Origin of the sequence: Streptomyces sp. NPDC048506, assembly GCF_040651315.1 — a bacterium.
In the GTDB taxonomy this organism is placed as follows: domain Bacteria; phylum Actinomycetota; class Actinomycetes; order Streptomycetales; family Streptomycetaceae; genus Streptomyces.
In genome coordinates, this window is record NZ_JBEZIX010000029.1 from 96,105 (window position 1) to 122,819 (window position 26,715).

Annotated in this window: 25 protein-coding genes and 1 pseudogene; 5 read left to right on the plus strand and 21 right to left on the minus strand. The window is 68.7% G+C overall.

The annotated features are described in order from the left end of the window. Positions 1 to 194: 194 nt before the first annotated feature. Positions 195 to 719, minus strand: a complete 525-nt coding sequence (locus AB0C96_RS23775; protein WP_362919721.1) for a hypothetical protein — start codon at positions 717 to 719, stop codon at positions 195 to 197. 694 nt (positions 720 to 1,413) lie between these two features. Between AB0C96_RS23775 and AB0C96_RS23780 the strand changes: the two are divergent. Beyond that, positions 1,414 to 1,578 (plus strand): annotated as a pseudogene (locus AB0C96_RS23780) (transposase); the annotation flags it as partial. A 310-nt stretch (positions 1,579 to 1,888) separates the two neighbouring features. Here AB0C96_RS23780 and AB0C96_RS23785 read toward each other — a convergent pair. From AB0C96_RS23785 to AB0C96_RS23825, 9 genes are all read right to left on the minus strand, one after another. Then, positions 1,889 to 2,380: a hypothetical protein gene (locus tag AB0C96_RS23785; protein ID WP_362919722.1), complete on the minus strand. Its 492-nt coding sequence runs from the start codon at positions 2,378 to 2,380 to the stop codon at positions 1,889 to 1,891. Beyond that, positions 2,358 to 4,103 (minus strand): relaxase/mobilization nuclease domain-containing protein, encoded by a 1,746-nt coding sequence (locus AB0C96_RS23790; RefSeq protein ID WP_362919723.1) that lies wholly within the window; start codon positions 4,101 to 4,103, stop codon positions 2,358 to 2,360. The genes AB0C96_RS23785 and AB0C96_RS23790 overlap by 23 nt, the downstream gene beginning before the upstream one ends. A gap of 2 nt (positions 4,104 to 4,105) precedes the next feature. After that, positions 4,106 to 4,456 (minus strand): plasmid mobilization relaxosome protein MobC, encoded by a 351-nt coding sequence (gene mobC / locus AB0C96_RS23795; protein ID WP_362919724.1) that lies wholly within the window; start codon positions 4,454 to 4,456, stop codon positions 4,106 to 4,108. 269 nt (positions 4,457 to 4,725) lie between these two features. Further along, positions 4,726 to 4,950, minus strand: a complete 225-nt coding sequence (locus AB0C96_RS23800) for a hypothetical protein (RefSeq protein ID WP_362919725.1) — start codon at positions 4,948 to 4,950, stop codon at positions 4,726 to 4,728. A 103-nt stretch (positions 4,951 to 5,053) separates the two neighbouring features. Then, positions 5,054 to 6,076: a DUF2637 domain-containing protein gene (locus AB0C96_RS23805; RefSeq protein ID WP_362919726.1), complete on the minus strand. Its 1,023-nt coding sequence runs from the start codon at positions 6,074 to 6,076 to the stop codon at positions 5,054 to 5,056. Continuing rightward, positions 6,073 to 6,672 (minus strand): WhiB family transcriptional regulator, encoded by a 600-nt coding sequence (locus AB0C96_RS23810; protein ID WP_362919727.1) that lies wholly within the window; start codon positions 6,670 to 6,672, stop codon positions 6,073 to 6,075. Before AB0C96_RS23810 ends, AB0C96_RS23805 begins: the two co-directional genes overlap by 4 nt. 95 nt (positions 6,673 to 6,767) lie before the next feature. After that, positions 6,768 to 7,553 carry an ATP-binding protein gene (locus AB0C96_RS23815; protein ID WP_362919728.1) on the minus strand — a complete coding sequence of 262 codons (786 nt, stop codon included), beginning with the start codon at positions 7,551 to 7,553 and terminating at the stop codon, positions 6,768 to 6,770. Beyond that, a complete protein-coding gene (locus AB0C96_RS23820; RefSeq protein WP_362919729.1) occupies positions 7,553 to 8,503 on the minus strand; it encodes a hypothetical protein in 951 nt (316 codons plus the stop codon). Before AB0C96_RS23820 ends, AB0C96_RS23815 begins: the two co-directional genes overlap by 1 nt. Before the next feature lie 2 nt (positions 8,504 to 8,505). Continuing rightward, positions 8,506 to 8,865 carry a hypothetical protein gene (locus tag AB0C96_RS23825; RefSeq protein WP_362919730.1) on the minus strand — a complete coding sequence of 120 codons (360 nt, stop codon included), beginning with the start codon at positions 8,863 to 8,865 and terminating at the stop codon, positions 8,506 to 8,508. 1,282 nt (positions 8,866 to 10,147) lie between these two features. Here AB0C96_RS23825 and AB0C96_RS23830 point away from each other — a divergent pair. Continuing rightward, positions 10,148 to 11,521, plus strand: coding sequence for a helix-turn-helix transcriptional regulator (locus AB0C96_RS23830; protein WP_362919731.1), 1,374 nt, complete (start codon positions 10,148 to 10,150; stop codon positions 11,519 to 11,521). A 174-nt stretch (positions 11,522 to 11,695) separates the two neighbouring features. On the opposite strand, the gene AB0C96_RS23835 is transcribed toward AB0C96_RS23830, so the two are convergent. Next, on the minus strand, positions 11,696 to 12,463 hold the full coding sequence (locus tag AB0C96_RS23835) for a hypothetical protein (protein ID WP_362919732.1): 768 nt from the start codon (positions 12,461 to 12,463) through the stop codon (positions 11,696 to 11,698). Between the two features lie 240 nt (positions 12,464 to 12,703). On the opposite strand from AB0C96_RS23835, the gene AB0C96_RS23840 reads away from it, so the two are divergent. Further along, entirely contained in the window at positions 12,704 to 13,117 is a 414-nt protein-coding gene (locus tag AB0C96_RS23840) for a TIGR03618 family F420-dependent PPOX class oxidoreductase (protein ID WP_362919733.1), read from the plus strand. Between the two features lie 536 nt (positions 13,118 to 13,653). Here AB0C96_RS23840 and AB0C96_RS23845 read toward each other — a convergent pair. Together AB0C96_RS23845 and AB0C96_RS23850 are read right to left on the minus strand one after the other, a co-directional pair. Further along, entirely contained in the window at positions 13,654 to 14,547 is an 894-nt protein-coding gene (locus AB0C96_RS23845) for a hypothetical protein (protein WP_362919734.1), read from the minus strand. 230 nt (positions 14,548 to 14,777) lie between these two features. Then, the gene (locus AB0C96_RS23850) at positions 14,778 to 15,626 is read right to left on the minus strand and encodes a helix-turn-helix domain-containing protein (protein ID WP_362919735.1); all 849 of its coding nucleotides are present in this window, start codon (positions 15,624 to 15,626) and stop codon (positions 14,778 to 14,780) included. A 125-nt stretch (positions 15,627 to 15,751) separates the two neighbouring features. On the opposite strand from AB0C96_RS23850, the gene AB0C96_RS23855 reads away from it, so the two are divergent. Beyond that, the gene (locus AB0C96_RS23855) at positions 15,752 to 16,771 is read left to right on the plus strand and encodes an alpha/beta hydrolase (protein ID WP_362919736.1); all 1,020 of its coding nucleotides are present in this window, start codon (positions 15,752 to 15,754) and stop codon (positions 16,769 to 16,771) included. A 121-nt stretch (positions 16,772 to 16,892) separates the two neighbouring features. Here the strand turns inward: AB0C96_RS23855 and AB0C96_RS23860 are convergent, their stop codons facing one another. The 3 genes from AB0C96_RS23860 to AB0C96_RS23870 form a co-directional block, all read right to left on the minus strand. Further along, on the minus strand, positions 16,893 to 17,378 hold the full coding sequence (locus AB0C96_RS23860) for a transposase family protein (RefSeq protein WP_362919737.1): 486 nt from the start codon (positions 17,376 to 17,378) through the stop codon (positions 16,893 to 16,895). Positions 17,379 to 17,409: 31 nt separating this feature from the next. Further along, positions 17,410 to 17,901: a hypothetical protein gene (locus AB0C96_RS23865; RefSeq protein WP_362919738.1), complete on the minus strand. Its 492-nt coding sequence runs from the start codon at positions 17,899 to 17,901 to the stop codon at positions 17,410 to 17,412. Positions 17,902 to 18,064: 163 nt separating this feature from the next. Beyond that, positions 18,065 to 18,757, minus strand: coding sequence for a hypothetical protein (locus AB0C96_RS23870; protein WP_362919739.1), 693 nt, complete (start codon positions 18,755 to 18,757; stop codon positions 18,065 to 18,067). 159 nt (positions 18,758 to 18,916) lie between these two features. Here AB0C96_RS23870 and AB0C96_RS23875 point away from each other — a divergent pair, with 159 nt between their 5' ends. Further along, positions 18,917 to 21,805 (plus strand): NACHT domain-containing protein, encoded by a 2,889-nt coding sequence (locus AB0C96_RS23875; protein ID WP_362919741.1) that lies wholly within the window; start codon positions 18,917 to 18,919, stop codon positions 21,803 to 21,805. Here the strand turns inward: AB0C96_RS23875 and AB0C96_RS23880 are convergent. The 5 genes from AB0C96_RS23880 to AB0C96_RS23900 form a co-directional block, all read right to left on the minus strand. Then, on the minus strand, positions 21,755 to 22,120 hold the full coding sequence (locus AB0C96_RS23880) for a hypothetical protein (RefSeq protein WP_362919746.1): 366 nt from the start codon (positions 22,118 to 22,120) through the stop codon (positions 21,755 to 21,757). The genes AB0C96_RS23875 and AB0C96_RS23880 overlap by 51 nt on opposite strands. A 260-nt stretch (positions 22,121 to 22,380) precedes the next feature. Beyond that, positions 22,381 to 23,808 (minus strand): glutamine synthetase family protein, encoded by a 1,428-nt coding sequence (locus AB0C96_RS23885; RefSeq protein WP_362919742.1) that lies wholly within the window; start codon positions 23,806 to 23,808, stop codon positions 22,381 to 22,383. Beyond that, positions 23,805 to 25,229, minus strand: coding sequence for an amino acid permease (locus tag AB0C96_RS23890; protein ID WP_362919748.1), 1,425 nt, complete (start codon positions 25,227 to 25,229; stop codon positions 23,805 to 23,807). Before AB0C96_RS23890 ends, AB0C96_RS23885 begins: the two co-directional genes overlap by 4 nt. Positions 25,230 to 25,405: 176 nt before the next feature. Then, entirely contained in the window at positions 25,406 to 26,245 is an 840-nt protein-coding gene (locus tag AB0C96_RS23895; protein ID WP_362919743.1) for a hypothetical protein, read from the minus strand. A 173-nt stretch (positions 26,246 to 26,418) separates the two neighbouring features. Further along, positions 26,419 to 26,715, minus strand: a 297-nt coding sequence (locus AB0C96_RS23900) for a glycoside hydrolase family 15 protein (protein WP_362919744.1), incomplete at its 5' end; no start/stop codon positions are given.

A 26,715-nucleotide genomic window follows, 5' to 3' on the forward strand; every position in this document is an offset into this window, starting at 1 on the left:
TGATGCCCCTTCGCTAGAGGGTGTGGCCCCCTCGCGGGCGGTGGGCAGTTCGCCCGCCGGTCCGGGCAAGGGCTCGTTCGCCGGAGCGGGGGCGGCATCTGGAGCGGTCGGTTCGTGCGGTGTCAACTCTCAGCCCTTCGAATCAGGGAGTACCACGGCGCAGTACGGGAGGGGAGGGACTGTCGGCAACCGTGCTACCGCGGGCCGATCCGGCGGCCCTTCATGCCGATCAGCTTGGCGCCAGCGTCGACTGTCCCCACGTCCTGAACCACGCGGGCATTGCCGGAGATCGCATCGGCGTCCATGCCGGTGGCCTCGCCGGTCAGCGTCGTGAGCTTCTGGTGCACGAACGGGCCGGAGGCGGGTCGGTCCTCGCCGTCGAACGTCAGGTGCTGGCCGTAGATGTCTTCCAGGGCTCCGCGCAGCCGGGTCAGGTTCCGAAGGAGCGGTTCGTCCGACGTGCAAGTGGGCACCTGGCCGGAGGCGTAGTTGACCAGAGCATCCCGCAGCAGTTCGAGTTCACGCCGGCCTGCCCGCAGGCGGTCCTCATGGGGCTGGAGCGGCAGCTGGAGGCTACCGACCAAGGCATCGGGAGCGGTGACGTCTCCCTCGGGTTCGGCCCCGCGGGAGCTGAGCAGCCGCTCCACGCGCTGAAAGAGGAAGGTCAGCGTGGCGGGCAGGGCGGAGCTGATCACGGCGATCTCAACGGGATCCGGCACTCTTCACTCCCCCGGATTCAGGATGCAGGACCGCTTGATTGTTTCCGACGCCACACCGTGACGAAGAGCTTTTTAATGAAGGTGTCCGAAACCCTCACCTTTTTAATCTTGGATTAATTCGGCTGAATTTCGACGCCGGGGATCTGGTCAGCAAGGGCCTCTATCCCGCTGCCCAGAGTCGACCGAAGGAGTGTGACCGTGGCGCCGATATGGAGCCTCATCAGGGAATCGCTCCACCCTGATATGCCGCCAGGCCACGTCGAATGATGTCCTACCGCGGCTTGCCGTAGACCTCCGAAAAGCCCACCAGCTCGTCACAGGGTCGAGTAGCCACCGCAGCAGGTTAAGTCGCATGACCACAGCGTCCCGCGCCTCACACGACAGACAGAGTTTTCTCCGCAACCCGCGAACTGACGCGCAGTGAAGTGAATGGTTCTCGCCAACCGTCACACCCTAGGGGAGTGAAACTTGAGACTACTGTTTCCAGTGTTACTCAAGTGACTTCCATCAACCGGAATATGCACCCTCCATCTCAGCCACCGCCATAAGTCGACGGCTGGCTGCCACGATTGTGCCGGGAGACGGGCCGCAGGCGGCGTGCGGGGAACATCTCTGAAGGCCGGACTAGGGGTGTTGTTCGGAGAGGTCGGTGATCACTGATGCGATGTGGACCGGTTGCCGCCGCTGATGCCGACCGGCCCGCGGCAGGCGGCCAGCCGACCACCGCCGAGCCGTCGAGGCCATCGCGAGGAAATACTGCACCTGCTCACCTTGGCTGGGCGTACCCGATGAACTCGGGTCGTTCCAGACCGCTCACAAGTGGCTGATCAGCTGGATCATCGACGGCGCCTGGGAGCGAAACCTCACGGCTTTTCTCTCCCACAGCGGACTCTGACCGTGAGTCACAAGCGCCTCTGATGACACCGGTACGGTACATCGGACAGAAGATGCGCCCAGGCCGGAGCACAACAGCCGTGTGAGGAGCGAGCACGATCCGAAGAAGGATCGCCCCTTCATGAACGCGAGACTGTGGGCCGCGCGGATCGCAGCGTTCTGACGTCCTTCGCGCCTGCCGCTCGTGGCAGGAAGGGAAGCCACACTGCTCGGCTTGATCGCGCTGCTCAGGGAGATATGCGGATCGCCGAATGCTACGTTCAATGCAATTCCGCTCATGGGTTCAGGTAGGTGCCGGCCAGTGTGCCGTCGTACCCCGCGGCCTGGGCTGCGTCCTCCAGGCTCGGGTAGTCCTGGCCAATGCCTTCGCCGATCATCGCCAGGTAGTCCGCGCGGGTCAGTTCGCGCTCGACCCACTGGTGTGCGCAGCGGCAGCGGATGCTGATCTCGTTGCGGTCGCAGATGACCATCCAGTCGCGGCGGGCACCGCACTGGGGGCACATGACGGTGATCCCGGTGATGACGATTTCCTCGGGGTGCGTGGTGGCGCGCAGACCGATGTTCCCGCCAGCCGGTTGCGTCTCCTGCTGGAGCCGCAGCAGCGGGTCATCGCCGGATGCCGTCTGGGGCAGCAGGGTTCTCGGGTCGTGAAGGTTCTCGCTGAGCATCCGCATCGTCTCCATGTCTCTCTTCAACCAGCCATAACCGGCCTGGCTGCCGATGTCCAGCCCTTTGCTGTGCTGGTCAACGCCTTGCCCCTCGGGCACGGGGAGCACTGGGATTCGTTCGGGCGGTGGTGGGTGTCGTGTGCTTCGGTGCCGTGGGTTGCTGCTGGGACGTTCGCGAGCTCGTCCGCGTGCGGGGCGATTCGGTGGTGGCGGGCAGGTTCCCCAGGCGCCGCAGGCGCCATACGAGGACGTCGGTGACGCTGTCGGCGGTGTCCAGTTCGCGCCATGCGATGGCCTGCTGGAGTAGGGCGTCGGGGTCGTGTCCCGCTCGCTCGGCCTGGTCCAGGGTGGCGGCCAGTGCGTCCCAGCCGGGTTCGCGCAACACGTGGTCCGCGTGCCGGGGCAGGGCAGCTTCAAGGGCCCCGACGTGCCGCTGGCGAACGGGTTCGGGGAGGCGGCGGCCGTGCTCGCGCATGGCCGTCATGGGGGTGGTGGCCGCGGTCTGGTAGGCGGCGCGAAGGTGCTGGGCGGCTTGTTGGGCTGCGGCGGCTTGTTGGGCGTGGCCGCGGGCGGAGTGCCAGCGGGCGGCGGCGATGGTGACAAGGACCATCGTGGACAGGAGCATCGCGGTGGCGCCGCCGTCCTCGCCTTTGCCGAGGGCGTTGCCTGCGCGGATGATGCCGCGGGCGGCGGAGCGGATGGCGCGGGTGTCGGCGCGTTCGGCGCGGATGTGGGAGCCGGTGGCGCGTTCGAAGGCGCGGGCGGCCTCGCCGAGTGCCTTGCGGGTCGAGGCCGGCGAGGTCTGGGCGACCGCGTCGAGCAGTTCGCCGACACCAACCAGCTGGGCAGCCGAGTCCGCGTCGTCATCTCCGCTCAGCACGGAAGCCGCCCGCTCGGCGACTGGGACGGCCTCACGTCGGGCGCGAGCCGGACGTGGCGCTGTTTCGCCGGAGCGGTCGGTGGCGGATGCGTTGCTGTCGGGCGGTCCTGCGTCGAGGCGCTGGCGGATCTTGGGGAGGGAGAGGTCCGGGGCGAGCTTTGAGCCGGAGAACCAGATGGGTTCGCCGTGGCGGTTGCGGTCGCCGGGGAGGGCGACCTTGTAGCCGAGGGTGTCGCTGGAGGGGGCGAGGCGTTTTTCGATGCGGAGGCCAGCCTCCGCGAGGCGGCGGAAGAACTCCTCCTCGCTCGTCGCTCCGGCCAGGGCCTGGCGGACGCGCTCGCGCAGCGTCTCGCGTGGCGTCTCGGTTCGTCCGAAGCGTTCGGCTTTTGAGCGTTCGGCGCTGGTGGGGCGCTGGGCGGCGGTGCGGTCGCCTTCGTTGAGGATCTGCAGCCCCCATTCCTTCTCGATCTTGCGGCATTCGGCCTGGGCGCGGATGCCGTCCTCGTGGCGGCGGGGGCTGCGCCCGTCCTCGCGTTTGAGGGTGGCGACGATGTGAATGTGGTCGTCGGCATGCCGTACGGCGATCCAGCGGCACGCCTTGTCGTCACCGTGTTCGGCGATGCCGGTGGCGTGGACGATGCGGCGGGCGACTTCGGCCCATTCGGCGTCGGTGAGGTGGCGGTCGCCGGGTGCGGTGCGTACGGGGCAGTGCCATACGTGCCGGGCTGGTCGTCGGTGCTTGGGCAGGGCGAGGACGGGCAGGTCGAGCCGGTCGGTGAGCTGCTTGAGCGTGGCGGCCGGGTCGCGTCCCGGGTCGGGGGCGAGTTCCAGCATCCAGGCAGCGACCAGGTGCGAGTCAGTGTGCTCCTCGCGCCGACCGGGGCCGTAGAGGTAGTTGAGCAGCCCGTACGTACGGCTGCCGGTGGAGATGTCGGGCACCATCGTCAGCGCCGCGCGATCTCGATGGCTGCGTCTTCAACGCGCACGGCTGCCCGTAGGACCCGGGCCACTGCGTCGTCCACGTGATCGACGTGGCCGCCGGAGTTGAGGATGCGGGCGATCTGGTTGAGGTTGTTGCCGATGCGGGCGAGCTGGGAGCTGGCGGCCATGAGTTCTTCCACCCGGCCTCGCTGATCCAACAGCCATGCCTTGGAAGCGCCTTGGGCTTGGGCGACTGCGACCGCGGCGTCGGCGAGGAACCCGGCGGTCTTCAGGCCGGCGGCTTCGGCGGCGCGCTTGACGGTTTCGAGTTCGTCGCGGGTCAGGCGGACACTGCGGACTTGGTCGCGGTGCACGCTCTGACGCAGACGAGGACGCGTACGCGGCGCGGCGAGCGCGTGCGGTTCCCCCTCTGGCTGCGGTCCGCCCTCGGTCGCAGCCCCAGAGCCCGGCGCCCCCTGGTGCCGGGCCTCCCCCGCTCCCTCCGGGGCGGGGGCAAGCCCTTGCGAAACTCCTCCGCTGCCAGGGGCTGCGGAGGAGTTTCGGAAGGTACAGCTTGCTCGGCCTCGTGCCGGGCAGTGGCATCGCTGCAGTCCAGGGGTGGTGCCAGACGGTTCGGAGGGGGTCATCGGGGCGTCTCCGCGGTGTGGCCTCGTACGTCGCGGAGGATCTCGGCGACGTAGTCGAGCGCGAGGACGGGGTGGTGGAGGGTTCGGGGTGTGCTTGCCGGCGTTCGCTGGACAGTCCAGGTCCCGTCGGGTCCGGGTTCGGCGCGGTGGAGGTGTCGGTGGTCGCGAAGGACGGTGATCCAGGCGTCGGCCTCGGCGTGGGTGGCCGCTGTGGTGCGCATCGTGGTGCCTCCGCTGTGTGGAGAAGTCGATGGTGTGGTGCGCGGGGCGGGTGCCCCGGCCGTACGGAGAGGCCGGGGCACCCGCTCGGCGTGGCTCGTTCGGTCAGCCCGTCCTGGTGACCAGGCCCTTGTTGGCCTCGGCGCGGAGTTGGTGCATCAGGTCGGTCAGTCGGTCGTTGGCGAGTGGGAGGTTCTGTCCGCGGATGGCGTCCGCGACGACCTGGCGGGTGGTCTTCCCTGCCTCGGTGACTGCCTGGCGGGCGATCAGCAGAAGGTTGTCGGTCACCGGATCGGTGTCCGGGGTGTCGTTGTCCGAGGTCTCCGGAGCGGTGACCGGGTGAGTCTCCGGCTCTGTGGCGGGCGGGGCGGCCACATGGAGGCGGGTGACCGAGGCGGGTCTGGTGACCGGGTGTCCGCCCAGGTCAGCAGTTCGGCCATCGTGCTCTGGCTCCGGCTCGGCCAGACCATCCTTCTGTCCGGACAGGTCCTCCGAGGCCGCCGTTTCCTGGGTGCCCTGGCCGCCGATGACCGCCGGGAGGTTGGTCTCCGGGCCGGACAGCGCAGCCGGGTGTCCGGAGGTGACCGGGGCCGGCCGGTGCTCGACCGGGCCGACGGGGGTGTCCCGGCCGTCAGCGGTCACCCGGTCAGTCCGGACACTGGCGGTGTCCGAGTGTCCGCGGACAGCGGGCTCGGCGACTCGCCGAGCGATCAGGATGTACAGGTGGACCGCTCCTGCCAAGGCGAGCGGGGCGAGGGTGGACAGGATGCCGACGGTTACATCGCCGAGCCGAAGCCCCGAGCCTTGCAGCTGCTGCTGGTTGAGGCGCACGGCGTGCAGGGAGTTCGCCCAGATGCTCGCGGCCGTCGCGGTGCCGAACAACATCCAGACGTAGCAGCGGGCGGCGAGCGGCGCGGTGCGCAGGACCAGGAGGGCTCGCACTCCGTAGGCAATGAAGCCGTCGATCACCAGGGGGAAGACGTAGGTGAGGAACCCGCGGATATGGATGGCGACGGCCATCTGCTGCAAGGCGTCGTAGGAGAGGGCGCATCCGGCGCCGCCGAGGGCGACGATGGCGGCCCGGTCCCAGCCGGTGATCCGCACTGGTAGCGGCGCGATGTGCTTCACGCGGCCGTCCCGAGGTCGTCGCGGGAGGTGTTCGTCCTGGATTCCTTGAGCACCGTGGTCTGGCTCTTGGGCTCCTTCTTGCCCTTGTTCCTCTTGTTCGCCGTCTTCTGCTGGTCGATCGCGCGGTTGCGGATCTGGCGGCGGGTTTCCCGGTAGAGCTTCTGGGCGTGTTCCTTGCTGACCTTGAGCAGTCGCGCGAGCTGTTCAGCCGGGGTACCGGCCTGGTAGGCGGCACGGACGACGGCCTCGCGCTCGGCCTGGGTGAGGTGGACGTCGCGACCGGCCAGGACGGCGTTGACGCGGGCGTAGTTGAGGCGGTGCTGGAACTTGCGGTGCAGCGGGGCCCGTTCCTCTTCGGTCATGCCGCCGCGGATACCGTCGCGATCGCCGCCTTCGAGGGCGGCGTCGAGGCAGATGGTGCGGACGGGGCACTGTGCGCACAGGGCCTTGGCGGCGCGGATGCGGTCCATCTCGTCCGGCTCGGGGAAGAAGGTTTCCGGGTCGACTTGGTGGTGGGCGGTGGAGCGGCAGGCGGCGTGGTCGTGCCAGGTGAGGTCGCCGAGGGTGCGCGGCGTCTGGTTCTCGGTGCTGTGCATGGGATGTCTCCGTTGCCCCGGGGCTCGTTTGGGCAGGCGCGACCCGGGGATTGGTCGTGAAGTAGGCGACCGGTGACGGCGGTCGCGAATGGCTGCTAGCGGCCGGGGCGGCGAGCCGCGGATACGGCCGTGGGAGCAGCTGGCCCGGCGAGTTCGGTGCATTCCGTTGGCGTGGCGGCTGCGGCGTTGCTGCGACGCTTGGCTGCGAGGGCTCGTCTGCGGTCGGGGCCGTCGAGGATGACCTTGTCGGTCATCTCGGTCAGGCGGGAGGCGACGCGGTCGCCGATGTGCGCGCGTAGGTCGGCCATGCCGAGGTTGGTGGTGACCAGGGTCGGGAGCATCTCGTTGTAGCGGCGGTTGATCAGCCGCATCGTGATCTCCTCGGTCCACTCGCTGCTCTTGGCTGCGCCGAGGTCGTCGATGATCAGCAGCGGGCAGCGGGCGAGGTCCATCAGTTCCCGCTCTCCGTCGTGGCCGGGGCGGGGCCGCAGCTCCGCGTACAGGTCAGCGGCGGTGATCGCCTTCCAGCGCAGCCGGACGCCGGCGAGGAGCAGGGATCGGACCGCGCCGTACGCCTGGTGGGTCTTGCCGGTGCCGGTGGTGCCGACGATGAGCAGCGAGCGGCCCTGGGCGATGCCCGGAGCGCCCTTGGGGCCGGGGCGTCCTGCTTGGGCGACCTCGCGGACCCAGGCGACGACGGCTGGGTGGTCGGCGACGGCGGCCTGGTAGCGGGCCGGGATCCGGGCCTGCGCCGCTTGGAGCGCAGGGATGGGCTCGGCCGGGTCGGTGAGCTTGGCGGCCGGGTCGATGCCCCGGGTGGTGAGGATGTGGGCCAGGCGGCGGGCGATGCCGCCGACGGGCTGGGCGTCATGGTCGCGCATCACAGCTCCTCGGCGTAGGCGGCGGCAGGGTCAGTGGGGTTGGCCCAGGCCCGGTGACCGGGCAGGTTAGGCCGCGATTCCGTCCGCACCAAACCAGCGGGGGTGGCGTTCATGGCCTCGTGGACGAGGCTCGGCAGGGTGCTCGGGTGCAGGCCCTTGGCGCGATGGCGGGCCAGTCCGGCGCGGATGTGGGTGGGGGCGATGCCTTCGGCGAGGAGCTTGGCGGTCTCGCGCCCGAGGTGGCCAAGTACGCCGCTGGGAGGGCGGTGTGCGCAGGCGGCGGCGTACTCGTCCATGAGCTGCTTGGTCGAGACGGTCTCCGGTGCGTGGTCGCTTGCGCCCCCCGAAGTAGTAGTTCCTAGATCCAAGTTCCTAGGTCCTAGATCCGGACCGTGAGGACTCACTGACGGCTCACTGAGTTCTCCATGAGGGCTCAGTGAGACCTCACTGAATGCGTCTTGACCTGCGGTGTTGTGGTTCCTGGAGGGCTCAGTGAGTCCTCCGTGAGCCTTCGCTGAGGACTCACTGTTAGTTCCGTGAGACTTCGCGGAGGACTCAGTGACGGCTCCGTGAGCCTGCGGTGCGGCGGGAGCAGCCCGCTCTCCGCCGTGCTGCGGACAGGCGGGGTGGCGAATGCCGCTCGGCCGGTTGATCTTCTGGTGCTGGCGCCAGGTAACGATGTGCAGGTACCGCTTGCCGTCGTCGCCTTCGTAGCGGCATACCAGGTTGGCGCCGGCCAGCTGGGTCAGATCGTCCTCCACATCGACAGGGCTGTGCTCAGGACGCAGGGACCAGAGCAACCCGGCGATGACGGCGGGCTGGTCGCGGAAGCGACCGTGGTCGTCGGCCTGGGTGAGCAGCCCGAAAAAGGTCCGCTCGGCGGTGAGGGAGACTGCGGCGAGCGACTCGGAAGCGAAGGCTTCGGGTTTGATGGTGCGGATCCTGGCCACGGTTAACGGCCCCCGCCCGTTGCGGCGTATGCGTCGGCGACGGGGCGCAGGGCCCCTGTGGTCAGGTCGAGGTCGTACGCCTCGTCCCAGATCACCTCGGGGTGGGCTCGGATCACCCAGCGTGCGGCCGTCATGCCCTGGGCTCGGTTGAGCGCTACGTGCTGGCCCTGCGCGTCGTACGCGCGGGCGTAGGGGCTCGGCCAGCTCCTGCCAGGCTCGCGCTGCGAGACACGGATGGTGCGGGCCCCGGGAACCATGTCCGCGATGAGGACAGCCAAGCGGTGCTGGTGGGTTCCGGCAGTGGGTTCAACGGCCTTGGCGGACTGGACAGCGGGCGCCCTTCCGCCTCGGGACTTGGGCATGCAAGAATTCCTCACTCGTAGGTGGGGTGGGACGGCCGTTCTCGTCGAAAAGGTCAGCCGACTCATCCCGGTTATGAATCCGCACCCTTCGGGGCGGCGGGGTCGGCGCCCCGAAGCTGCTAGCTTCTGGGCGCCTACTTCATTTCCCCCTGAACGTTGGGGACTTGGCACTTGGCGCTACTTCCGACTCCCCTCCTCGCGTGCGCTCCCATTCGGCGCTTTCGCCGAGGGAGCAGCAACATATGCGTAGGGCTGCCAACACTCCAGCGCCCAGCGGTCGCTGTAGCACTTCGACGCCAACTCGACATATGTCACTCCTCGATGAAGCGAGGGCACTTCGGTGCGGCCGCCAGAACGGGCTGACGCAGTGTTGGTAGGTAATCTCGCGCCATCGCCCGGGCGGATTGCCATTCGCGACGGGCGTTCCTCGCGCTGCCCTCAGGCTCAGAAAGGCAATGGAGCGGCGACCACTCATGCTCTCTGCTTCCGTGGTGGTCCGCTCGACTTGCTGACCGCGGAGCGATCAGCAACAAATACAGGACCAGGGCCCAAGATCCATAGATGACTCAGCCTCTGCCGATACGGCGTGATGACGCCCCGGTGGGGGCAGAGCAGGAATGAGGCTTCCGTCACAGAGCAGAGAGTTGCGCCATCTCGCCCCGCCGTAAACAGGAACCGCGGGCCGGCCGCTTCATTTCGAATGACTGCAACGCACACTCCTCCCCCAGCGAAAGCCCGGACCAACTGGTTGCCGAACCGATCCATGCGGCGATTTAAGCGGGACCTAAGCCCCCAGTCAAAGCGTCCATAAGCCCGAGTTGATGCGCGTAGACCGGGAAAATCAATAGGCTTGGCCGAGGGGGTCGACAACCCCAACTCGCCATACTGGCCACAGACATGACGGGCCATCTTTGCAACAGGGCTCACCAATCCCCTCTTGCCTACACCTGCCGACGAGCGGAATAAAAAGCGAGCGGCAATTTTCTGCCGCTAATGACGAGCGGCAGAAAATTGCCGCCCACTATGCCCGAATCGCGACCGTAGATACCGCCTTGCCCAGGGCCACAAGGTGGGACATCGAAATGACCTTCCACTTCAGGCGTGACCCGGCCCACAATTCCGATCCCATCGATCATGAAAGGGAGACAAGATCGAATTCGAGTTCCCGTATTGTTGATGTACGGAACCCAGGGGAGGGGGCGGCCGATGGCCTCCCCCTTTTTCCATGCCCCGAAGAGGGAAGCGATAGCCCTGGTGCAGGCGACAAAGCACGGAGGATGCGATGGGCGGGGGAACCGCTGAGAGCGGACCCGAGCGGGGCGGCAACGAGCCGCTCTCCGGTAAACAGGATGGAAAACAGGCCGGCCGGGAAGACACCCGACCGCTCACCCCAGCACAGCTGATGGGCCTCGCCGGTCTTCTGCGGGCCTGGAGAGCTGTGGCCAGTGAACGGCTCGGCCGACAGATCACCCAGCAGGACGTCGCCGACGCGTGTGCCCGCTCTGTGCGCTGGTACCGCGATCTGGAAACCGGCGCCACGACGCGGTTGAGCCGCGAGCAGTGCGAGGCCATCGGAAAGCTGTTCACCCTCGGGCGCGACGAGCTTCAGGCCCTGCTCCTCTACAGCATGGGCGGCGCAGTCGCTGCTGGTCCGGCGCCGGCGTTCGATACGCCAACCCGCCGTGCAGTGCAGGCCCTGCTCGACCAGCAGACGAACCCGGCCTGGCTGCTCGACTCGAAGTGGAACATCGTCGGGTACAACGACCCGATGAAGACCTGGTGCCCGTGGGTCTTGGCTCCCGGCGCCAACCTGATGCGGTGGTCGCTGCTCAGCGACGAGGCGAAAACAGTCTTCGTGGACTGGAACAAGCACGCCATCGAATGGCTGGCGATGCTGCGCTTCTCCGTACTCCAGCACCCGCAGGATGCCGAAATCGGTGCCCTCGTCGCCGAGATCATCAACGGAGACGCCTACCTTCGGCAGCTGTGGGAAGAGCGCTGCGACGTCACCGAGGCGCGGGAGGCCTTCTACTACCGAGTGTCCTTGCCGGCCCACAATTTCGAGATCGTCGAGCTGGAGTCTCAGACGCTCTTCCCAGCGGCCTTGCCGGACTGCCGCATGGTCATCATGACCTGGCTGCACGCCGACAGCCCCAAGAGGCAGGCCGCAGAGGTGTCCGGCCAGGCCCGGGAGCGCGGGGAACTGGCACGCCGATCGAACGGTCAGCTCCCCGGGCAGATCAGCGTCGCTACGGCCGCCGAAGCCGCGACGTACGCCGGCGAGGGTGCCGTCGCACTGCCCATCCTCAGCGAACTGATGGGACATGGCTGCCGGCTGACCTACGGTCCTTCGACCCGCACCGTTATCTGGGCCACGCGGCAGGACGACGGCCGCTGGGACGTCGCCGAGGTCAATCCCTACACCGTCATCGTCCGCATGCCGCAGGCGATCCACGTCAAGGGCGCCTCCGAGGAGTACAAACTGCTCACTCGGGCCCTGCTGCCCATCGACTCCAGCGACGCGGTGCAGCGCATCCAGGAGATGACCGCTCAGCTGCGTCGACGCATCGAGGTGCTTGAAGAGATCCACCGCGACGAGTGGGAGGTCAACCGCGATCAGGTCCCCTATACGTGGCACCCGGTCGACGAGATCTAGCAACGGACGCCGCGAACTTGGTGGACGCCCCTCAGCGGGGGGAGTGGCGAGGAGACCGGCCGCACGGGCGGGGCAACGCCTGAGAATCCTCCAGGCCTCGGGAGCGACAGCTGGCTGCCGTACGTGGCCTCGAAGGCCTCGGCCGGTGTCGGCCGGTGTCGGCCGGCGGCCGCCTCAGCTGCCTATGCCCAACCCAGGCAGGGTCAGCAGTCCTCGGTCCGCGCAGCTGACATCGTCCAGGCCGAGGTCTCTGGGGGAGCGCGCTCCGCGCAAGCGCAACTCTGCGACCGCCATCCGTGCCGCTGCCGCGGCACTCCCCCACCCTGGCTCGGCAAAATTCGCTTCCCACCACCCCATGAGAGGCACCTGCCAGCCCCGAGCTTCCATCTCTTCTGGAGGAGTGCCCCCGTCGGGCACGCCACGGTCGTCGACGAGCACCGTCAGACCGTCCATACGTCCACAGAGGAGCCCCACAGCGCGGTCGTTGTTGGCCCGGTTGACGATATTGAACGCGGCCGTATCGTCCCCGACCTGCGCCGGCAGCTGCTCACCCCACGCGCGCAGCAGGCTCTCCAGCGCCTCCTCCAGCCGCTCCCAGTCCGGAGCTACGTAGCCCGCGGGGAAGACCTTCGGAGGGCTGCCGGGACCGGAGCGGTAGAGCTGCCACAGATACGGCAGGCCGCTGGCATACGACACCTGCTCAGCGCCTTCCCCCACGCCGCGCTCGAAGCAGGCGAACTCCTCTTGCTCCAACGCCGCCGTAGGACGCACGGACAACTGCAGACCCCCCACTCCATGATCCAATAGCAGTGTCCGCTCCTGCGTCCGCCAGCGAATGTTTGGCCCATAGGCATCTCCGCCGTACAGCGTCGGCGGACCTATACGGCCAACCACCGCTTCCAGGACCGCGCGAGCGGCATCGGTGCGCTGCGCCGACGTCATCGACCCCGCTCGGTACTCGCGCACAGTGATCGGCGAGCGCCTGAAGTCACTTTCCGCAGGTCGCCGGTGCAAGCGCTCTGCTATGTCGCCCGCCTCCCTGACGCCCGACGCACCCATATACCCACTGTGCAGGAAATGTCGCATTTGGCAACGCGATGGCGCTCCTGTTGACGATGCACAAGAAGTCGCGCGCGCTGCCCCTTGGTCAACCGCGTGGACGCTGCCAGGCAAGATGGCTGTATGGCCGCACCCCCTCCTTCACAGTCCGACGCTGAGCTGGATTTCTGGCAGGAACGCCGCATCTGCTTCCTCGGCACACCACGGCCAGACGGCACCCTCCACCTGGTTCCGGTCGGAGTGACCTACGACCCGGAGACTCACATCGCCCGCGTCATCAGCAGCCGGGCCAGCAAAAAGGTTCGCAACATCCTCGCCGCCGGGCCGGACGTCACCGTCGCGGTCAGCCAGGCCGAGGGACGTCGCTGGTCGACGCTGGAGGGAACCGCCGTCATCAAGGACGACCCGCAATCGGTCGCAGACGCCGAAGCGCGCTACGCCCAGCGGTACAAGCAGCCACGGGCCAACCCTGAACGCGTAGTCATCGAGATCACGGTCACCAAGGCCATGGGCACGGTGAAACCACCAGGCTGGTGACTACGGCGAGGGCTGGCAGCGCGGGAGGGCGTTCCAATGGTTCGTGGCGAGAGGGGACCGCTGCAGCGAGCTTGTGCATTGGGCCTCTTCACGCTCAGATCGACCTGCCGATGGGGATTGGTATGGCACGTTCGACGGGCACCGTGTTGTCACAGGCCCCCGTCTGACATGTCTTGCCGCCTCTCCCCTGCCTGCCCTTCCCTCTCTGCTTCTCGAATGGCTGGCTGTCTGCACGCATGCGTTCCCCACGCCCGCCTACGCCCGCTCCGCTCGTCCGGCCTGCCGGCGCACCGTGGCTTCGATGGGAAGCTCGCCCATCGGGGCGCCGAGCGGTGGGTGCCGGGGGAGTCTCTCTCCGACACCACCCGTCTGATCCGTCCAATCCGTGGTGAGGAATGGGCGGTTGGTCGTAGGGCCGTGGCTACGCTGCAGCAACTGTTTCGGTCAGTCGGCGCGGGGCCGCCACGTCAGTGCGCGTCGTGCGGCTGTGGAACCACCCGCAGCTGTTACAGCTGCGGCCAGGAGGCCGGTTGCTGTCAGGACGGCCGTGATGAGTTCCATGACAGGGTTGCTCCGCTTTCTCCTCCAGTGACGGACTGGACCAGGACGACGTGAACGAAGGCGCCGACGGCACCAGCGCCCAGGAGCGGGACCCCGAGGCACCAGAACGCCGTCGTGTGGAAGACCTGACTGCGCCCGATGAGCACGGTGAGGGGGGCCAGCGTTTGGGAGAATCGCAGAAATTCCGAGAGGGCGGCGAGTGCCATGGCGGTGAGCAGAACGAGCGTGCCGATGGTGCCGAGGAAGGGAATCCAGCGTGACTGATAGCCGACGGTGAAGGATTTGGCTCCGTCTTCCGCCACCGGCCCGGTGAGTGCCTTCACGCTCAGGTACAGGTGGGCGGCGCGTTTGACGGCCGGGATATCCATGGGCTTGTCGAGGTCGGTGAAGACGACGGCCTGCAGACCTTCGGCACGGTTGATGGCACTGACGGGACCGGCGCGCACCGCAGCGGGGGTCTGGCCGAACGTCTGGTAGCCGGAGACTCTGAGGCGTTTGTCGAGTTCCCCGTACGGCACTTTGGCCTCGTGCCCAGCGGGAGGGCAGGGGAGCCGTAGGGCACGGAGGTCGCTGCACGGCGCTTGGAGGACACGGCTGGCGCTGGAACCGTCGGGCTGGATGTTCCCGGTGCCGATGGCGACCGTGTGCGCACCGTCAGGAAGTGCGGCAGTGAAGGCGTCGGTGAGCCGCGTTGCCGACGTTTGCACGAGTGCCATGCTCCGGCCCTGCGCGGAGTTCAGCTGTTCCTCGTCTCCGGAGCGGGCGAAGAGAAGACTGGTGATGATCTGGGTCTGGCCGATGACGCCGATGGCAATGAAGCTTCGCCATCTTCGAACGTGCTGGTCGGAGGGGCTGGCATGACGCTCCATGGGCGTGCTCGTGCTGGTGGCAGGCGGGAGTCTCCGGTCTTGATCATCTGACGGGGCGGGCCGGGACGGTTTCGCCTCGACGGCACTGCCGTAAGTCCAGTCGCATTCTCGTTTGTCGACGTCGGCGGCACCGGGTGGAGCCGTGCCGCCGACGGCCTTCTGCGCGAGGGGAAACACTCCCGGTGAGGTGCCAGGTCTCCAAGACCAGCCGGTCCTGGCCTCAGCTAAGCTCAGGCCGCGCCGCGGGGTACCGGCCAGGCTGTGTTGTCGGCGGCCAGCCATGGCTCGTGAGCGGCGGCGGTGGGGGTTGTCCCGGTGAACGCGCGTACGTCGTGGTGGAGGTGGGGCTGGTCGGCATAGCCGCAGTCCGCTGCCACCTGCGCGGGGGTGTGTCCGCGGGACAGGCGGTGGATGGCCCGGTCGAAGCGGACGAGCATGGCGGCGCGTTTGGGTGTCAGGCCGATCTGCGAGTCGAAGCGTGACCACATGCGCTGGCGGCTCCACCCGGTCCGGGCTGCGAGGTCGCTCACCCGGGTTCGGCCGTGGCCGGCGACGATCTGGCGCCAGGCCCAGGCCACCTCGGGATCGACCGGCCTGCCTGCCTGGAGCCGGGTGGACAGTTCCGTGTCGATCAGCGCGAAGCGCTCCGGCCAGGTTCGCGCCCGGTGGAGCCGTTCCCGCAGGCGCGGTGTGTCGCGGCCCCACAGGTCGTCGAGTGTCACGACGCTCCCGCGCAACTGCGTGAGCGGGAGCCCGAGTACGGGGTGCGCGGTGAGTGGGGACAGGCGTATCTGCACACACTCGATGCCCTCGGCGCGCACCTGGAACGTGCTGAAGGCGAGCCCGGCGGCAAGGCTCGCCGACCGCACCGGGCCGGTCGCGCCGTGGATGCTGAACGGGCGGTCACCGAACTCGACGGCCACGGTGACGGCCGGGTGGGGGATGGCTCGTAGGTCGATCGGGCTGTCACCGCGAATGCGGAATCCGGCCATGTCGACACCGGGCAGCGCGGGCGCCGGCGACGGCCGCGCGATCTCCCATGCCGCAGTGGGGTCTGCCTTCCGGTGGACTGGCCGCACGCCGCCACTGTACGAGCGGCTCGGCGGCGGGATCAACCATGCGCGGGGCGCGGACATTTCTCCAAGACGCGTCGCGTCGACCGTCGGCAAGGTGGTGGTGCCACGGACCGAGCGACGGAGGAGCCATGGACGAGACGACCATCCCGCAAGACCCACGCACCCACAACCGCGCAGACGCTGCGCCGCGCGCCCCGCGCGCCCCGCGCGCCCCGCGCCGATGGCGGGCGTGGAGTCGACGGCGGCGGATCACGCTGCTGGCCGTCGGCCTGCTGGCCGCCCTCCTCGCGTGGAACACGGTGTCGGTGTCCACACAGACAGCCGAAGCCTCCGGCGAGCAGATCGTCCGCCTTCCCGGCGGGGACATCCACGTCGTGCAGGACGGGCCGCCCGGCGCGCCCACATTGGTGCTCCTGCACGGCCTGGGCGGCTCGACGGCATGGTGGGAGCCAGTCATGCCGGCATTGCGGGACCTGCACGTGGTGCGGGTGGACCTGCTCGGGCACGGCGGATCAGCCAAACCGGCCGATGGCTACGGCATCGCGGAGCAGGCACGCCGGGTCGGGGCCGTACTCGATCAGCTCGGGGTGCGCCGCGCGACCGTCGTCGGGCATTCGACCGGCGGCGCCGTCGCCACGTCGCTGGCCGAACAGCGCCACGACCTTGTGGCGGCGATCACGCTGATCGACACCGGCCCGCGGTTGGACGCGTACATCGGCGACAGCTTCACCGGCCGCCTGGTGACCACGCCGGTGGTCGGGGAACTGCTCTGGCGGCTGCGCACCGACGGCACCATCCGTGACGCGCTGAGCACCGCGTTCACCCGTCCGGTGCGGGTCCCCGACCAGATCATCACCGACATCCGGGGCATGACCTACCGCAGCCTCACTGCGACCGACGAGGCGTCCAGCGCGTACGTGAAGGAACGGCCCATCCCCGACCGGCTCGCCAGCCTCGACCTGCCGACCCTGGTGATATTCGGCTCTCAGGACCGGCGTTGGCAGCCGTCCTCCGCCCAGGAATACCGCCGAGTCCCCCACGCCCGAATCGAGATCCTCGACGGTGTCGGCCACACACCCATGTTCGAGGACCCCGACACCACCGGAGCCCTCCTGCACGGCTTCGCCATGGAAACCCCGCCACGCTGACCCGGCATCACCACTGAAAGCCTCGCCATCTTCGAACGTGCTGGTCGGAGGGGCTGGTGCGACGGCTCTCCCGGGGTGCTCGGGCTGGTCGCGGGCGGGAGTCTGCGGGCTTGACCGTCCGTCAGCGGCTGGTTTCGAGGTTGGTCAGGACGAGCAGGGCGCGCAGGAGGGCGGTGGCGCGGGCTGGGTCGGTGCGGAGTTTGGTGAGGATCCGCCAGGCCTTCAGGTTTGCGAAGCCGTGTTCGACGGGCGCGCGTCCAGCGGCCAGGATCCGGTTGGCCTGCTTCTGGCCCGGGGTGAGCTTGCGGGCGCGGGTGGCCTTGTAGCCGGTGACGATGACCAGGTCATCGGGGTCCTCGGGCTTGTCCACGCCGATGAAGCCAAGATCCGCGAGTGCGCCGAGGCTGGCTGCCTTCAGGTGCTCGACGACCTTGTCGCGGCGGGCGGCGGTGGCGTCGTGAGTGCGGCCGGGCCGGGCCGCGGAGATCCAGATCAGGTTGCCCTTGTCGTCGGTCAGGGCGAGGTAGACCAGGGTGCGCGTGGACAGGTTCAGCTTGCACTGGTAGACAAGGGAGATGCCCTCGGCGGGCGCGTTGTTTTTGGTCACACATTCTCAACCATCGCCGGGGGCACCCAAGTTACGCTCGGGCCCGCTCGAACCGACAGCCGCCCCGGTCACAGACGTTTGGTGAACTTGCCGTCGGGCAGATTGCGCAGCCAGCCCCGACCGGCGAGCTTGGACGCTTCCCCCGCAGTGGCTCCAACTTGCCGCGCACTGCCACCTCCAGCCCCAGCACCTCACCGACCTGCTTGGTCGACACCGCCCCGCCGCCACCGCGCACGATGGCGAGGATGCGCTGGTAGTCCGGCGGCAGCGCGTCCTCGGCCACGCCGGGCCCGCGGTGCGGGACCAGCAGCACCGCGCGACCCGAGACCTGCGCAGCAGCCGGTGCAGCTGCCGCCGTCTCCACGGCGAGTTGCTCAGCCATCCGTACGAGCACCTGCTCGGCGACGGCGAGTTCGTCCCACTCGGCCCGCACCTGGTCCAGCTGCTTGGCCAGCTGTTCTTCCAGATCATCCAGTTCCGCGCGGGGCGCGGAGATCCGTTCCAGCACCTCGGGATCCATCATGGGCCGGAGCGTAGGAGCCACGCGGACAGCGACGGACCGGAATCCGCAAAGACCTCTCTGCCAGACGATCTACACGGCAGACTCCTGCACCCGACCAGCACGAGCACCCTGGAGACCCGTCACGCCAGACCCTCCGACCAGCACGTTCGAAGATGGCGAAGACTCAATGATCATTGCGGCCACCAGACGGACCACCATGCCAGGTCGGGCTGCAGTGGTGCGGGCGGCGATCAGGCGCGCCGGGGCGCCACTGTGGTGAGGCGACTTCGCGGCCCGCCTGCTGATACGTGACGCGGCCCAGCCGATCACCCAGGGAAGCGTCACTCACACGCCGACGACTGCGAACAGATAAGCCGCCGCGGAGCGTTGCGCACCGAAGGATCGCGACGTCAGAGCCAGGACAAGAAATGCGGGACAGGAGCCGAGGGCCAGAAGTCGCAGCAGCCCGCTGGAGGTCGCCCTGGATGGTACCGGTCTGGATTACAGGACCGCGGATGTTGCCTCCGCTGATGGTGTTGTGCACGGTGGAGCCCCGCTCCGGAGCTTGCCCGGCCGCCGCGATCAGGGCACGCAGCTCGCCTTCCGCCGCCGGGTCCTCCCGGAGCAGGAGCAGCAACCGCGCCTGCCATTGGGACTCGATCCCGGCGAGGGCCGCCCGGTCACCGCTGTGTGCGGCGGCGACGACCGCGGTGCGGGCCTGCTCCAGCTCGGCGTCCGCCGCCTGCTCCTCGCCGGACCGCCCGCGCCCGAACAGCGCGCTCACCCGGCTCTTGGCCGCAGCCCATGCCTCACCCGCCATCAGCTGCACCAGGGTCGTCGCCCCGGACACAGCCAAGGCGCTCAGTTCAGCCTCCACACGGCCTCCTCCGCTTCCACAGCCTGTCGCCGGTTCCCCGAACTCCGGTCCTCCCCAGCGTACTTGGAGCACGTCCGTGACGCGGGCTATCGTGCTTGGCCGGGAGACGGCGGAGGTGCGCGAGACGTGGGGAGAGCCGGGGGGAGCAGGTTCCACGACGTGCGCAACACCTTCCACGGTGACGCGGAGACTGTCATCCAGGCCGGCTCCATCGGCCGTGTCCACCTCTATGGCATCCCGTTCCAGCTGACGCCCCTGTCCCGCTGGTCGGTCGTCCGGCGCTGTGTCGTCACGGCGGTCCTGGTGGCTCTCGGCGGCTTCCTGCTGGAGACCGGACTCACCGCCGCGACCGGTCGAATAGCGCCGTGGCTGGTCGTCGCCGGGCTCGCGCTGCTGATGACGGCTTACACGGTGGGGTGGGTGACCTGGCAGTGCTGGCAACTGGCCCGCGGCCGCCACGAGAACGCACTGCGTGCCACGGTGAACGGCGTGCTGGCCGGACTGGCCCGGGAGCAGACCAAGCAGTGGCGCGACGAGGCGATCGCGCGCCGCGTCCAAGGACCGCGCCTGCTGCCCGTGCTGTGCCGGGCCTCCGGGCGCGACCTGTTCGACCATTGGTCCAACATCCGCGCCGGGAAACGGAGCGACCAGCCCCTGCCCCTCGACGGCGACGTCGCGGAGATCGACCGGATCTACCGCCGGGTGCCATCCGGACGGCTGGTGATCCTGGGCGAACCAGGGGCGGGCAAGAGCGTGGCGGCGCTCCGGCTCGGGCTGCGGTTGCTGGAACGACGAGGGGCGGACGGCCGGGTCCCCGTGATCCTCCCCCTCGCCTCCTGGAACCCGGGCGAGACGGGTCTGTGGCGGTGGGCCGCGCAGCGCCTCGCCGCCGAACACCCCGAACTGGCGGCACCGACCGGCTTCGGCACCGTACTGGCCGAGGAGGTGGCCGCGCCCGAGCGGCTCCTGCTGATCCTCGACGGCTTCGACGAAATGCCCGCCGATCGGCGGGCCGTGGCCCTGCGGACTCTCAACGACAGTCTGGACGAGGACACCCACCTGATCCTCACCAGCCGCACCGAGCAGTACCGGGACGTGGTGCGCCAGGCGGACGTGCTCAGCGGCGCGGCGGCTGTGACGCTCCAGCCGCTGACCGTACGGGAGCTGAGCGAGCACCTGAGAACCAGTACCCGGCGGACCCGGACGGACGGCAGCCCGCTGTGGCAGCCCGTCCTCGCCCGCATGCGCGACGGCGACGATGCGCACGCCCGGCGGCTGCGCGCCGCGCTGTCGTCGCCGCTGATGCTCGGGCTGGCCCTGGCCGTCTACGGCCAGACGTCCGCCGACCCGGCCGAACTCCTGGACACAGCCGCGTTCCCCACCGGAGCGCGGATCGAGAAGCACCTCATCGCACGGCTCGTGCCGGCGGCCTACACGGCGCCGCCCGACGTGGGAAAATCGCCGCGATGGCGCGCGGAGGACGCCGAACGCCATCTCAGCCGACTGGCCCGGGACGCCGCCCGGCACGGTGCGCCCGGTGGCGAACTCGCCTGGTGGCGCTGGTATCCCGGGCAGGCGAAGGCCGCTACGGCGGTGGCCGTCATCCTGGTCTACGCCGCTGCCGTGGCCCTCACCGCGGCCCTGCCGCCGCACGGCACGATCCGCTGGTGGGGCATGACGCTGCCACCCTGGGTCGCGCTGGCACTGATCGGCGTGCTTCCCCTGCTCGTCGCCGTCGTCGACGTCTACGCCACCGTTCCGGTGCCCGCGCGTCTGCAACTGCGCCAGCGCACGCCCACGATTCTCTGGCGCGCCGCAGGAAGCGCCGCCGGGATCGGCTTCGCCTGGGGGACGAACATCCCCACCAAGGACCATCCCTACCCGTCTGGCTTCCCGATTCCCGCGGCCGTCGCGTTGGGCGTTCTCTTCGTCGTCCGCGCCGCACCGAGCATGGCGACCGACGTGGCGTCAGTCACCCCTCGTTCGCTTCTGCGGGCCGACCGGGTGTCGGCGCTGACCCTGGCGGTCAACTTCTCGGTCACCGGGCCGCGCCGGTGGTGCCTGGAAGCGTTGGTGCTGCTGCCCATCTTGTGCGTCAACACCTGGAGCGACCACGCGGGGGCGGGGGTGACGGGCCCGGGGACGTGGGCCACCGTGGCCTCGGGCACCCTCGTCATCACCGTCCTGCACGGGATCACCAACACGGCCTGGGGGCGCCACGCCGCGGCGCGCGTCGTCCTGGCGGCCACCGGCCGGCTGCCCTGGCGGACAATGGCCTTCCTGGAGGACGCCCACGCGCGCGGTGTACTACGCCAGACCGGCGGGGTGTTCCAGTTCCGCCACGCACGGTTGCAGGAGCACCTGATCAGCGAAGCGCCGCCGGCACGGGACGGTAGGGTCCGTCTCTGCCTGTGGCCGCGGGCCACCTGGCTGCTGGGTCGATGGCCCGCCCTCCTCCTGACGGCAATCGTGCTGTTCTTCGGCAGCGCCTACATCACGCAGTCCATCAGCCGGATCAACCGGCAGGCCGGTCCCTATGCCGCCCCTCCGCCGACCTGCTCTCTCCTCGACAGACACACGGTCACCTCGGCCCTCCATGGGGATCCGGTGCGCGACCATGAGGCGCAACAGATGGGCGGGCTGTACGAGCCCTGGCCCAGGCGTGATGACGTGTGGTGCAGCTGGCACACCGAGGCCAACACCTCGACACTGGCACTGGCCACCGACACGGAGACGCCGACCCCTGACAAGAGTGGCGCCCAGATCGCGCGGCGCATATTCGTCGGGATGACGAGCCTGGTCGCCCCGGCCCAGGCCGATCCCGCGGCCACTCCCTGCGACTGGGACCACGAGTCCATCTGGTCGGGGAGCGACGACCGAGAGCCCGGCGTCTTCGTACACGCCTTTCTGCTCTGCCGAAACGTCGTGTTCCAGGCCGACTACCACTCCGACGTCCCAGCAGGTGCCCCCTCCGACGGCACCGCCGTGCTGCAACGGCTACTCCGCCTCGCTGTACGCAAAGCGCTTCGCCCGGAAGATGGATTCTGACGTCATTTCTCGTAAACATCCGCGGCCCCGCCGACCGCCCATCGCCACCCAAACCGATGGACAAACGCTGCTGCTTGAAGTGAACGAAGCCACCGGGACGATGAACGGCTCGTCGCCCTGGACGTTGATGTACGCGTCGGTGTCGAGGTGCTGGGCGCATTCGACGACGCGGTCGGTGCCTGTGGCGTGCTCGCCGGTCATCACGCAGCGAATGCCGAGCTTCCTGCACGTCTCCTCGATGCGATGGTCGTCGGTGGCGACGATGGCGTCATCGAGCCGTGTGGCCTCCTGGCATCGCTGGTGGACGTGCCACAGATGAGTTGATTAGGGCCAGCCGACGTCCTGTGCCACGAGCCACATGAGGCCAATCCATCCACTGGCGATCACGACGAAGACCAGGAACAGGACGATGAAGGTCGCGGCACGTATGGGCGGGTCAGGTTCTGGTGGCTCCGGCGGGGTGTGGCCGTGGATGTGCGCTGTGCGTAGGCAATCAGGACAGTTGGGGTGGTGCGTCATCGCAGGGTGGTCACCTCGCCGCGTCGGGGGCGCTCTTCACGGAAGCCTCCTTGGGGTCATGCGCGGGTGAACCAGCGGTGGCGTTCGGCGTCGGTGACGATGTGCTGGTGGTGGGAGATCTCCAGCTGGGCGAGGTGGGCGTAGTGCTCGACGACGTCGGGGCCGAGGGCGTCGCGGACGATGGAGCTGTTGCGGAAGGTCACCTGTGCCTGCTTCAGCGTGCTCGGGAGGGGTGGGCCTCCTTCCTGGTAGGCGTTGCCTGTCTCTGGCGGTCCGGGGGTGAGCTCGTTGTCGACTCCGTGGTTGATGGCGGCGACGGCTGCGGCGAGCGCGAGGTAGGGGTTGGCGTCCGCCCCGGGGACCCGGATCTCCAGGTGCCGGCCTTCGCCGTGGCCGACGACGCGGATGGCGCAGGTGCGGTTGTCGTAGCCCCAGCTGACGGTGGTGGGCGCGAAGGAGTCGGGGACGTAGCGCTTATAGGAGTTGATGTTCGGCGCGTACAGCACTGCCGTCTGTGGCAGAGCGTCGAGCAGTCCAGCGATGGCGTGCCGGGTAAGTGCGGACAGGGCGCCGTCAGTGCCCGTGATCGCGTTGGTGCCGTTCTTCCACAGCGAGATGTGCAGGTGGAGGCCGTTGCCCACGCCGGTAGTGGGGGCTGCCATGAAGGTGGGGGTGAGACCTGACCGGCCGCCGATGGCGCGGACGGCGTGTTTGAACGCCAGGTGCCCGTCGCAGGCGGCAAGGGCCTCGCCGTAGGGGAAGGTCACCTCCACCTGACCGGGAGCGCTTTCCGTTTTGATCGCCTCGACGGGAAGACCGACGCCGGCGAGGGCTGCCTGCAGGCGGCGGAAGAACCGGTCCGCGGCCGGCGGGTGATCCAGGGCGTAATCCAGGTTCCCCACAGCCAGGGGCCGCAGATCCTGGTAGCCGCGTTCGGCGGCTTCTTCGGAGGTTCCCTGGTAGACCACGAACTCGCATTCCAGGCCCGCCTTGACGTCCAGGCCATGGCGGGCCAGGCGGGCCAGCTGTCGGCGCAGCATCTGGCGCGGGGCCACCTCGATCGGGGCGCCTTCGTGGTCGACGGCGTCGCCGAGGACCAGGGCGGTCTTCGGCATCCACGGAGCAAGGCGCAGCGTCGCCAGGGCAGGGATGACGGCCAGGTCCTGATAGCCGGTGGCCCATGAGGTCAGAGCAAATCCGCTGGCGGGGGTCATGTCGACATCGGTGGCCAATACGTAGGCGCACATGTCCGCCCCGCCCGTGGCGACGCGGTCGAGGAAGTGCCGCGCGCCGTAGCGTTTACCCTTCATCCGGCCCTGCAGGTCGGGGATAGCCAGCACCACCGTGTCGATCCGTCCAGAGCCGACCAGGCGGTGCAGCTGGTCGAGAGTGAGCTGGCCCGACGCGGCATGCCCCTGTTGTTGCCCCGGAGGTGCGGCCAGAGGGGCATCGGAGCCGTTGCCGGAGTTGGCAGAGAACGTCACACGATCTCCTGGTCGAAGTCGTCGGAGGAGCGGTCGAGGCTCTGGGCGGGCATGTCGTAGGTGCGCTTGCCCGCGGCCCGCCACCACAGCCAGGCCAGCAACAGCACGGCGAGCAGCGCGAGGGGGGCGTAGTTGAAGGTGGCGACGGAGATCGGGCTGGTTTGGGGCAGGCAGAACAGGACGGTGACGAATGCCACCCAGGCCACAGCGACGCTGCCGACCGTCACGCCCCACCGGCCCAGGTTCCACGGTCCGGGCCTAAACCGGCGGCGGTGCTTGACGCGCAGGTAGATCGGGATGGCGTAGGCGGGGGTGATGCCGATGACGTTGATGCTGGTGATCGCCGCGTAGGCGGTCGGGCTGTAAAGGCTCGGTGCGGCGAGCAGGGCCGCGGTGCCGACGGTCAGCCACACCGCGTGGCGGGGTGTGCCGGTGCGGGCGTGGACCCGCCGCCACAGGCCGGAGCCCGGCAGGGCGCCGTCCCGGCTGAACGCGAACACCATCCGGGAGGCGGCGGCCGTCTCGGCGTTGCCGCAGAACAGCTGGGCGACGATGACAATCAGCAGTAGCGCCTTCGCGCCGGACACTCCCAGGGCGTCCAGGAAGATCTGGGCGGGCGGAACTCCGGTCGCGGTGGCGCGGGTTGCGGCGTGGTCCTGGATGGCGAACGTGAGACCGGCCAGCAACGCGAACCCAGCGATCCAGGACCAGCCGATGGCCCGCATGATGCCGCGGGAGGCGCTGACTTGGGCGTTGGTGGTCTCCTCCGACAGGTGCGCGGAGGCGTCGTAGCCGCTGAAGGTGTACTGCGCGAGCAGCAGGCCGATCAGCGTCACGTACACGGGGCTGGACCAGCCAGTGTGGTTGACGAACTCGCCGAAGACGAAGCCGGGCGCCTGGTGGTGGGCGGGGACGATCGCCAGGACGCCGACGATCACGGTGACGCCGGCCAGATGCCACCAGACGCTGATGCTGTTGAGGATGCTGACCAGCCGGACACCGAACAGGTTCAACGTGGCGTGCAGCGTGAGGATGATCAGGTAGATGACCACGGTCTTGTCCGCACTCGGCTCGAAGCCGAATTGCAGGTTCAGCCAGGCACCGGTGAACAGCGCGGCTCCGTAGTCGATGCCGGCGATCGCGCCGAGTAGTCCAAGCAGGTTGAGCCAGCCGGTGTACCAGCCCCACTTGCGGCCGCCGAGCTGCTCCGCCTGGAAGTACAGGGCCCCGGACGTCGGGTAGGCGGAGGTGACCTCGGCCAACCCGGCGCCGACGAACATCACCATCACGCCTACGGCGATCCAGCCCCACATCATCACCGCTGGGCCACCGGTGGTCAGACCGAAGCCGTACAGCGTCATGCAGCCGGAGAGCACGCTGATGACGGAGAAGCTGATCGCGAAGTTGCCGAATGGACCCATCCGGCGGGTGAGCACCGGCTCGTACCCCAGTTCGCGCAAGTACGCGTCATCCGGGGCACGCCGGGAGCGATCCGATCGGCGGTGCTGACCTAAGCGGAACACGAAACCTCCAGGAAGTGACGAAGGGGCGAATGGACTGAACGCGCGTGTCAAGGGACGTGGAGTGTCCGGCAGCATCACGGACGAGAGCCGGCACGTGGAGCCTTCCTGTGTGCGTAAGCGAGCGATTCCCGGCGCGCCCGCAGCATCAGCTCCTGACCTGCGTCGTCCCCCGGGAGCCGGTCCTCCACCGAGGACCACGGTTCGCGGGTCGCGTAGGGCTCCATGGAGGTGAATACCTGGGCCGCTTCGACGAACTGGTGACCGGCCCACAGTGCATACGCAAGGTGGCTCAGGTCGGTCAAAGACCGTAGAGAGGGGTCCGTGGTCTTGAACCAGTGGTGGAAGGCGTTGCGGGTGTAGGAGCGCAGTGGGTCTTCAGCCCACTGCCGTCGCCACAGCTGGTGCACCCTGCCGCGCTGCATCTGCTGGCGGCACTGCTCGACTTGAGCGTATGCCGGTAGCAGGAGCAGGGGCGATCCGGCCGGTGCCCAGGAGGCCACCCACCGTCCGAAGTCGAAGACGGCAGCCAGCCCTCCGGATGCTGGGGCGTCCCGGGAGAGCAGGACTTGCAGGATCCGGTGGAATGCTTCCCGGTTGAACGGATCTCGTCGGTGCACCTCTCCCAGCAACTGCCATGGCCCCGGCGGCAGCATCGGCTCGCTCGACGGCATACGGTGCTCCGGTCGCTGTTGGCGTGCATCGATCTGCGCGAGGGCCAGCAGGCACACCCACGGGACTGGATCGTGCGGAGCCTGGTGTGCGGCCATCTGCGCTGCATGTCGGCCACGGGTCTCGAACTCGGATACGGCGGTGTGTTGTTGGCGGTGGGCGCGCAGGGCGCGCTCCACGAAGACCCGGGCTCGCATGACCTGGGCGTCGTAGCTGTCCGGTTCCTCGGCCAGCCACACATCCATCACGTCGCTCCCGGCAGCGGTGACCGCCAGGATCTGAGTCCGCGACGTCCTCAGCGCCAGAGACCTCGTGGCGGACAACAGGTTCCGCGTGGCCGACCACCGTCCGGCTCGCAGCTCTACCAGGGCCACTCGCAGGTCATCATCGCTGCCCGCGGGGTGATATACGGGATACATCAGCACCCCTCGCGCCAGCATGCGCCGTCGCGGCATCTCATCCCTGCGTCAGAGACGTGCGCCCCGCCGGCCGATATCCTGAGTGCTGCCTCGATCAGGCCGATATGGCTGAACGCCTGCGGGAAGTTGCCCACCTGGCGCTTGGCCTTGGGGTCCCACTCCTCGGCCAGCAGGCCCAGGTCGTTGCGGAGCGAGAGCAGTTTCTCGAAGAGCTTGCGGGCCTCGTCCACCCGGCCGATCATCGCCAGGTCGTCGGCGAGCCAGAACGAGCAGGCCAGGAACGCCCCCTCGTCGCC

Excerpts from the sequence above, each read along its gene's own strand:
- AB0C96_RS23790 (WP_362919723.1), bottom strand. The coding sequence starts at position 4,103 with ATGGTGCCCGACATCTCCACCGGCAGCCGTACGTACGGGCTGCTCAAC.
- AB0C96_RS23800 (WP_362919725.1), bottom strand. The coding sequence starts at position 4,950 with ATGCGCACCACAGCGGCCACCCACGCCGAGGCCGACGCCTGGATCACC.
- AB0C96_RS23810 (WP_362919727.1), bottom strand. The coding sequence starts at position 6,672 with ATGCACAGCACCGAGAACCAGACGCCGCGCACCCTCGGCGACCTCACC.
- AB0C96_RS23815 (WP_362919728.1), bottom strand. The coding sequence starts at position 7,553 with ATGCGCGACCATGACGCCCAGCCCGTCGGCGGCATCGCCCGCCGCCTG.
- AB0C96_RS23825 (WP_362919730.1), bottom strand. The coding sequence starts at position 8,865 with ATGCCCAAGTCCCGAGGCGGAAGGGCGCCCGCTGTCCAGTCCGCCAAG.
- AB0C96_RS23830 (WP_362919731.1), top strand. The coding sequence starts at position 10,148 with ATGGGCGGGGGAACCGCTGAGAGCGGACCCGAGCGGGGCGGCAACGAG.
- AB0C96_RS23835 (WP_362919732.1), bottom strand. The coding sequence starts at position 12,463 with ATGACGTCGGCGCAGCGCACCGATGCCGCTCGCGCGGTCCTGGAAGCG.
- AB0C96_RS23840 (WP_362919733.1), top strand. The coding sequence starts at position 12,704 with ATGGCCGCACCCCCTCCTTCACAGTCCGACGCTGAGCTGGATTTCTGG.
- AB0C96_RS23845 (WP_362919734.1), bottom strand. The coding sequence starts at position 14,547 with ATGGAGCGTCATGCCAGCCCCTCCGACCAGCACGTTCGAAGATGGCGA.
- AB0C96_RS23855 (WP_362919736.1), top strand. The coding sequence starts at position 15,752 with ATGGACGAGACGACCATCCCGCAAGACCCACGCACCCACAACCGCGCA.
- AB0C96_RS23865 (WP_362919738.1), bottom strand. The coding sequence starts at position 17,901 with ATGATGGATCCCGAGGTGCTGGAACGGATCTCCGCGCCCCGCGCGGAA.
- AB0C96_RS23890 (WP_362919748.1), bottom strand. The coding sequence starts at position 25,229 with ATGGGTCCATTCGGCAACTTCGCGATCAGCTTCTCCGTCATCAGCGTG.
- AB0C96_RS23895 (WP_362919743.1), bottom strand. The coding sequence starts at position 26,245 with ATGGATGTGTGGCTGGCCGAGGAACCGGACAGCTACGACGCCCAGGTC.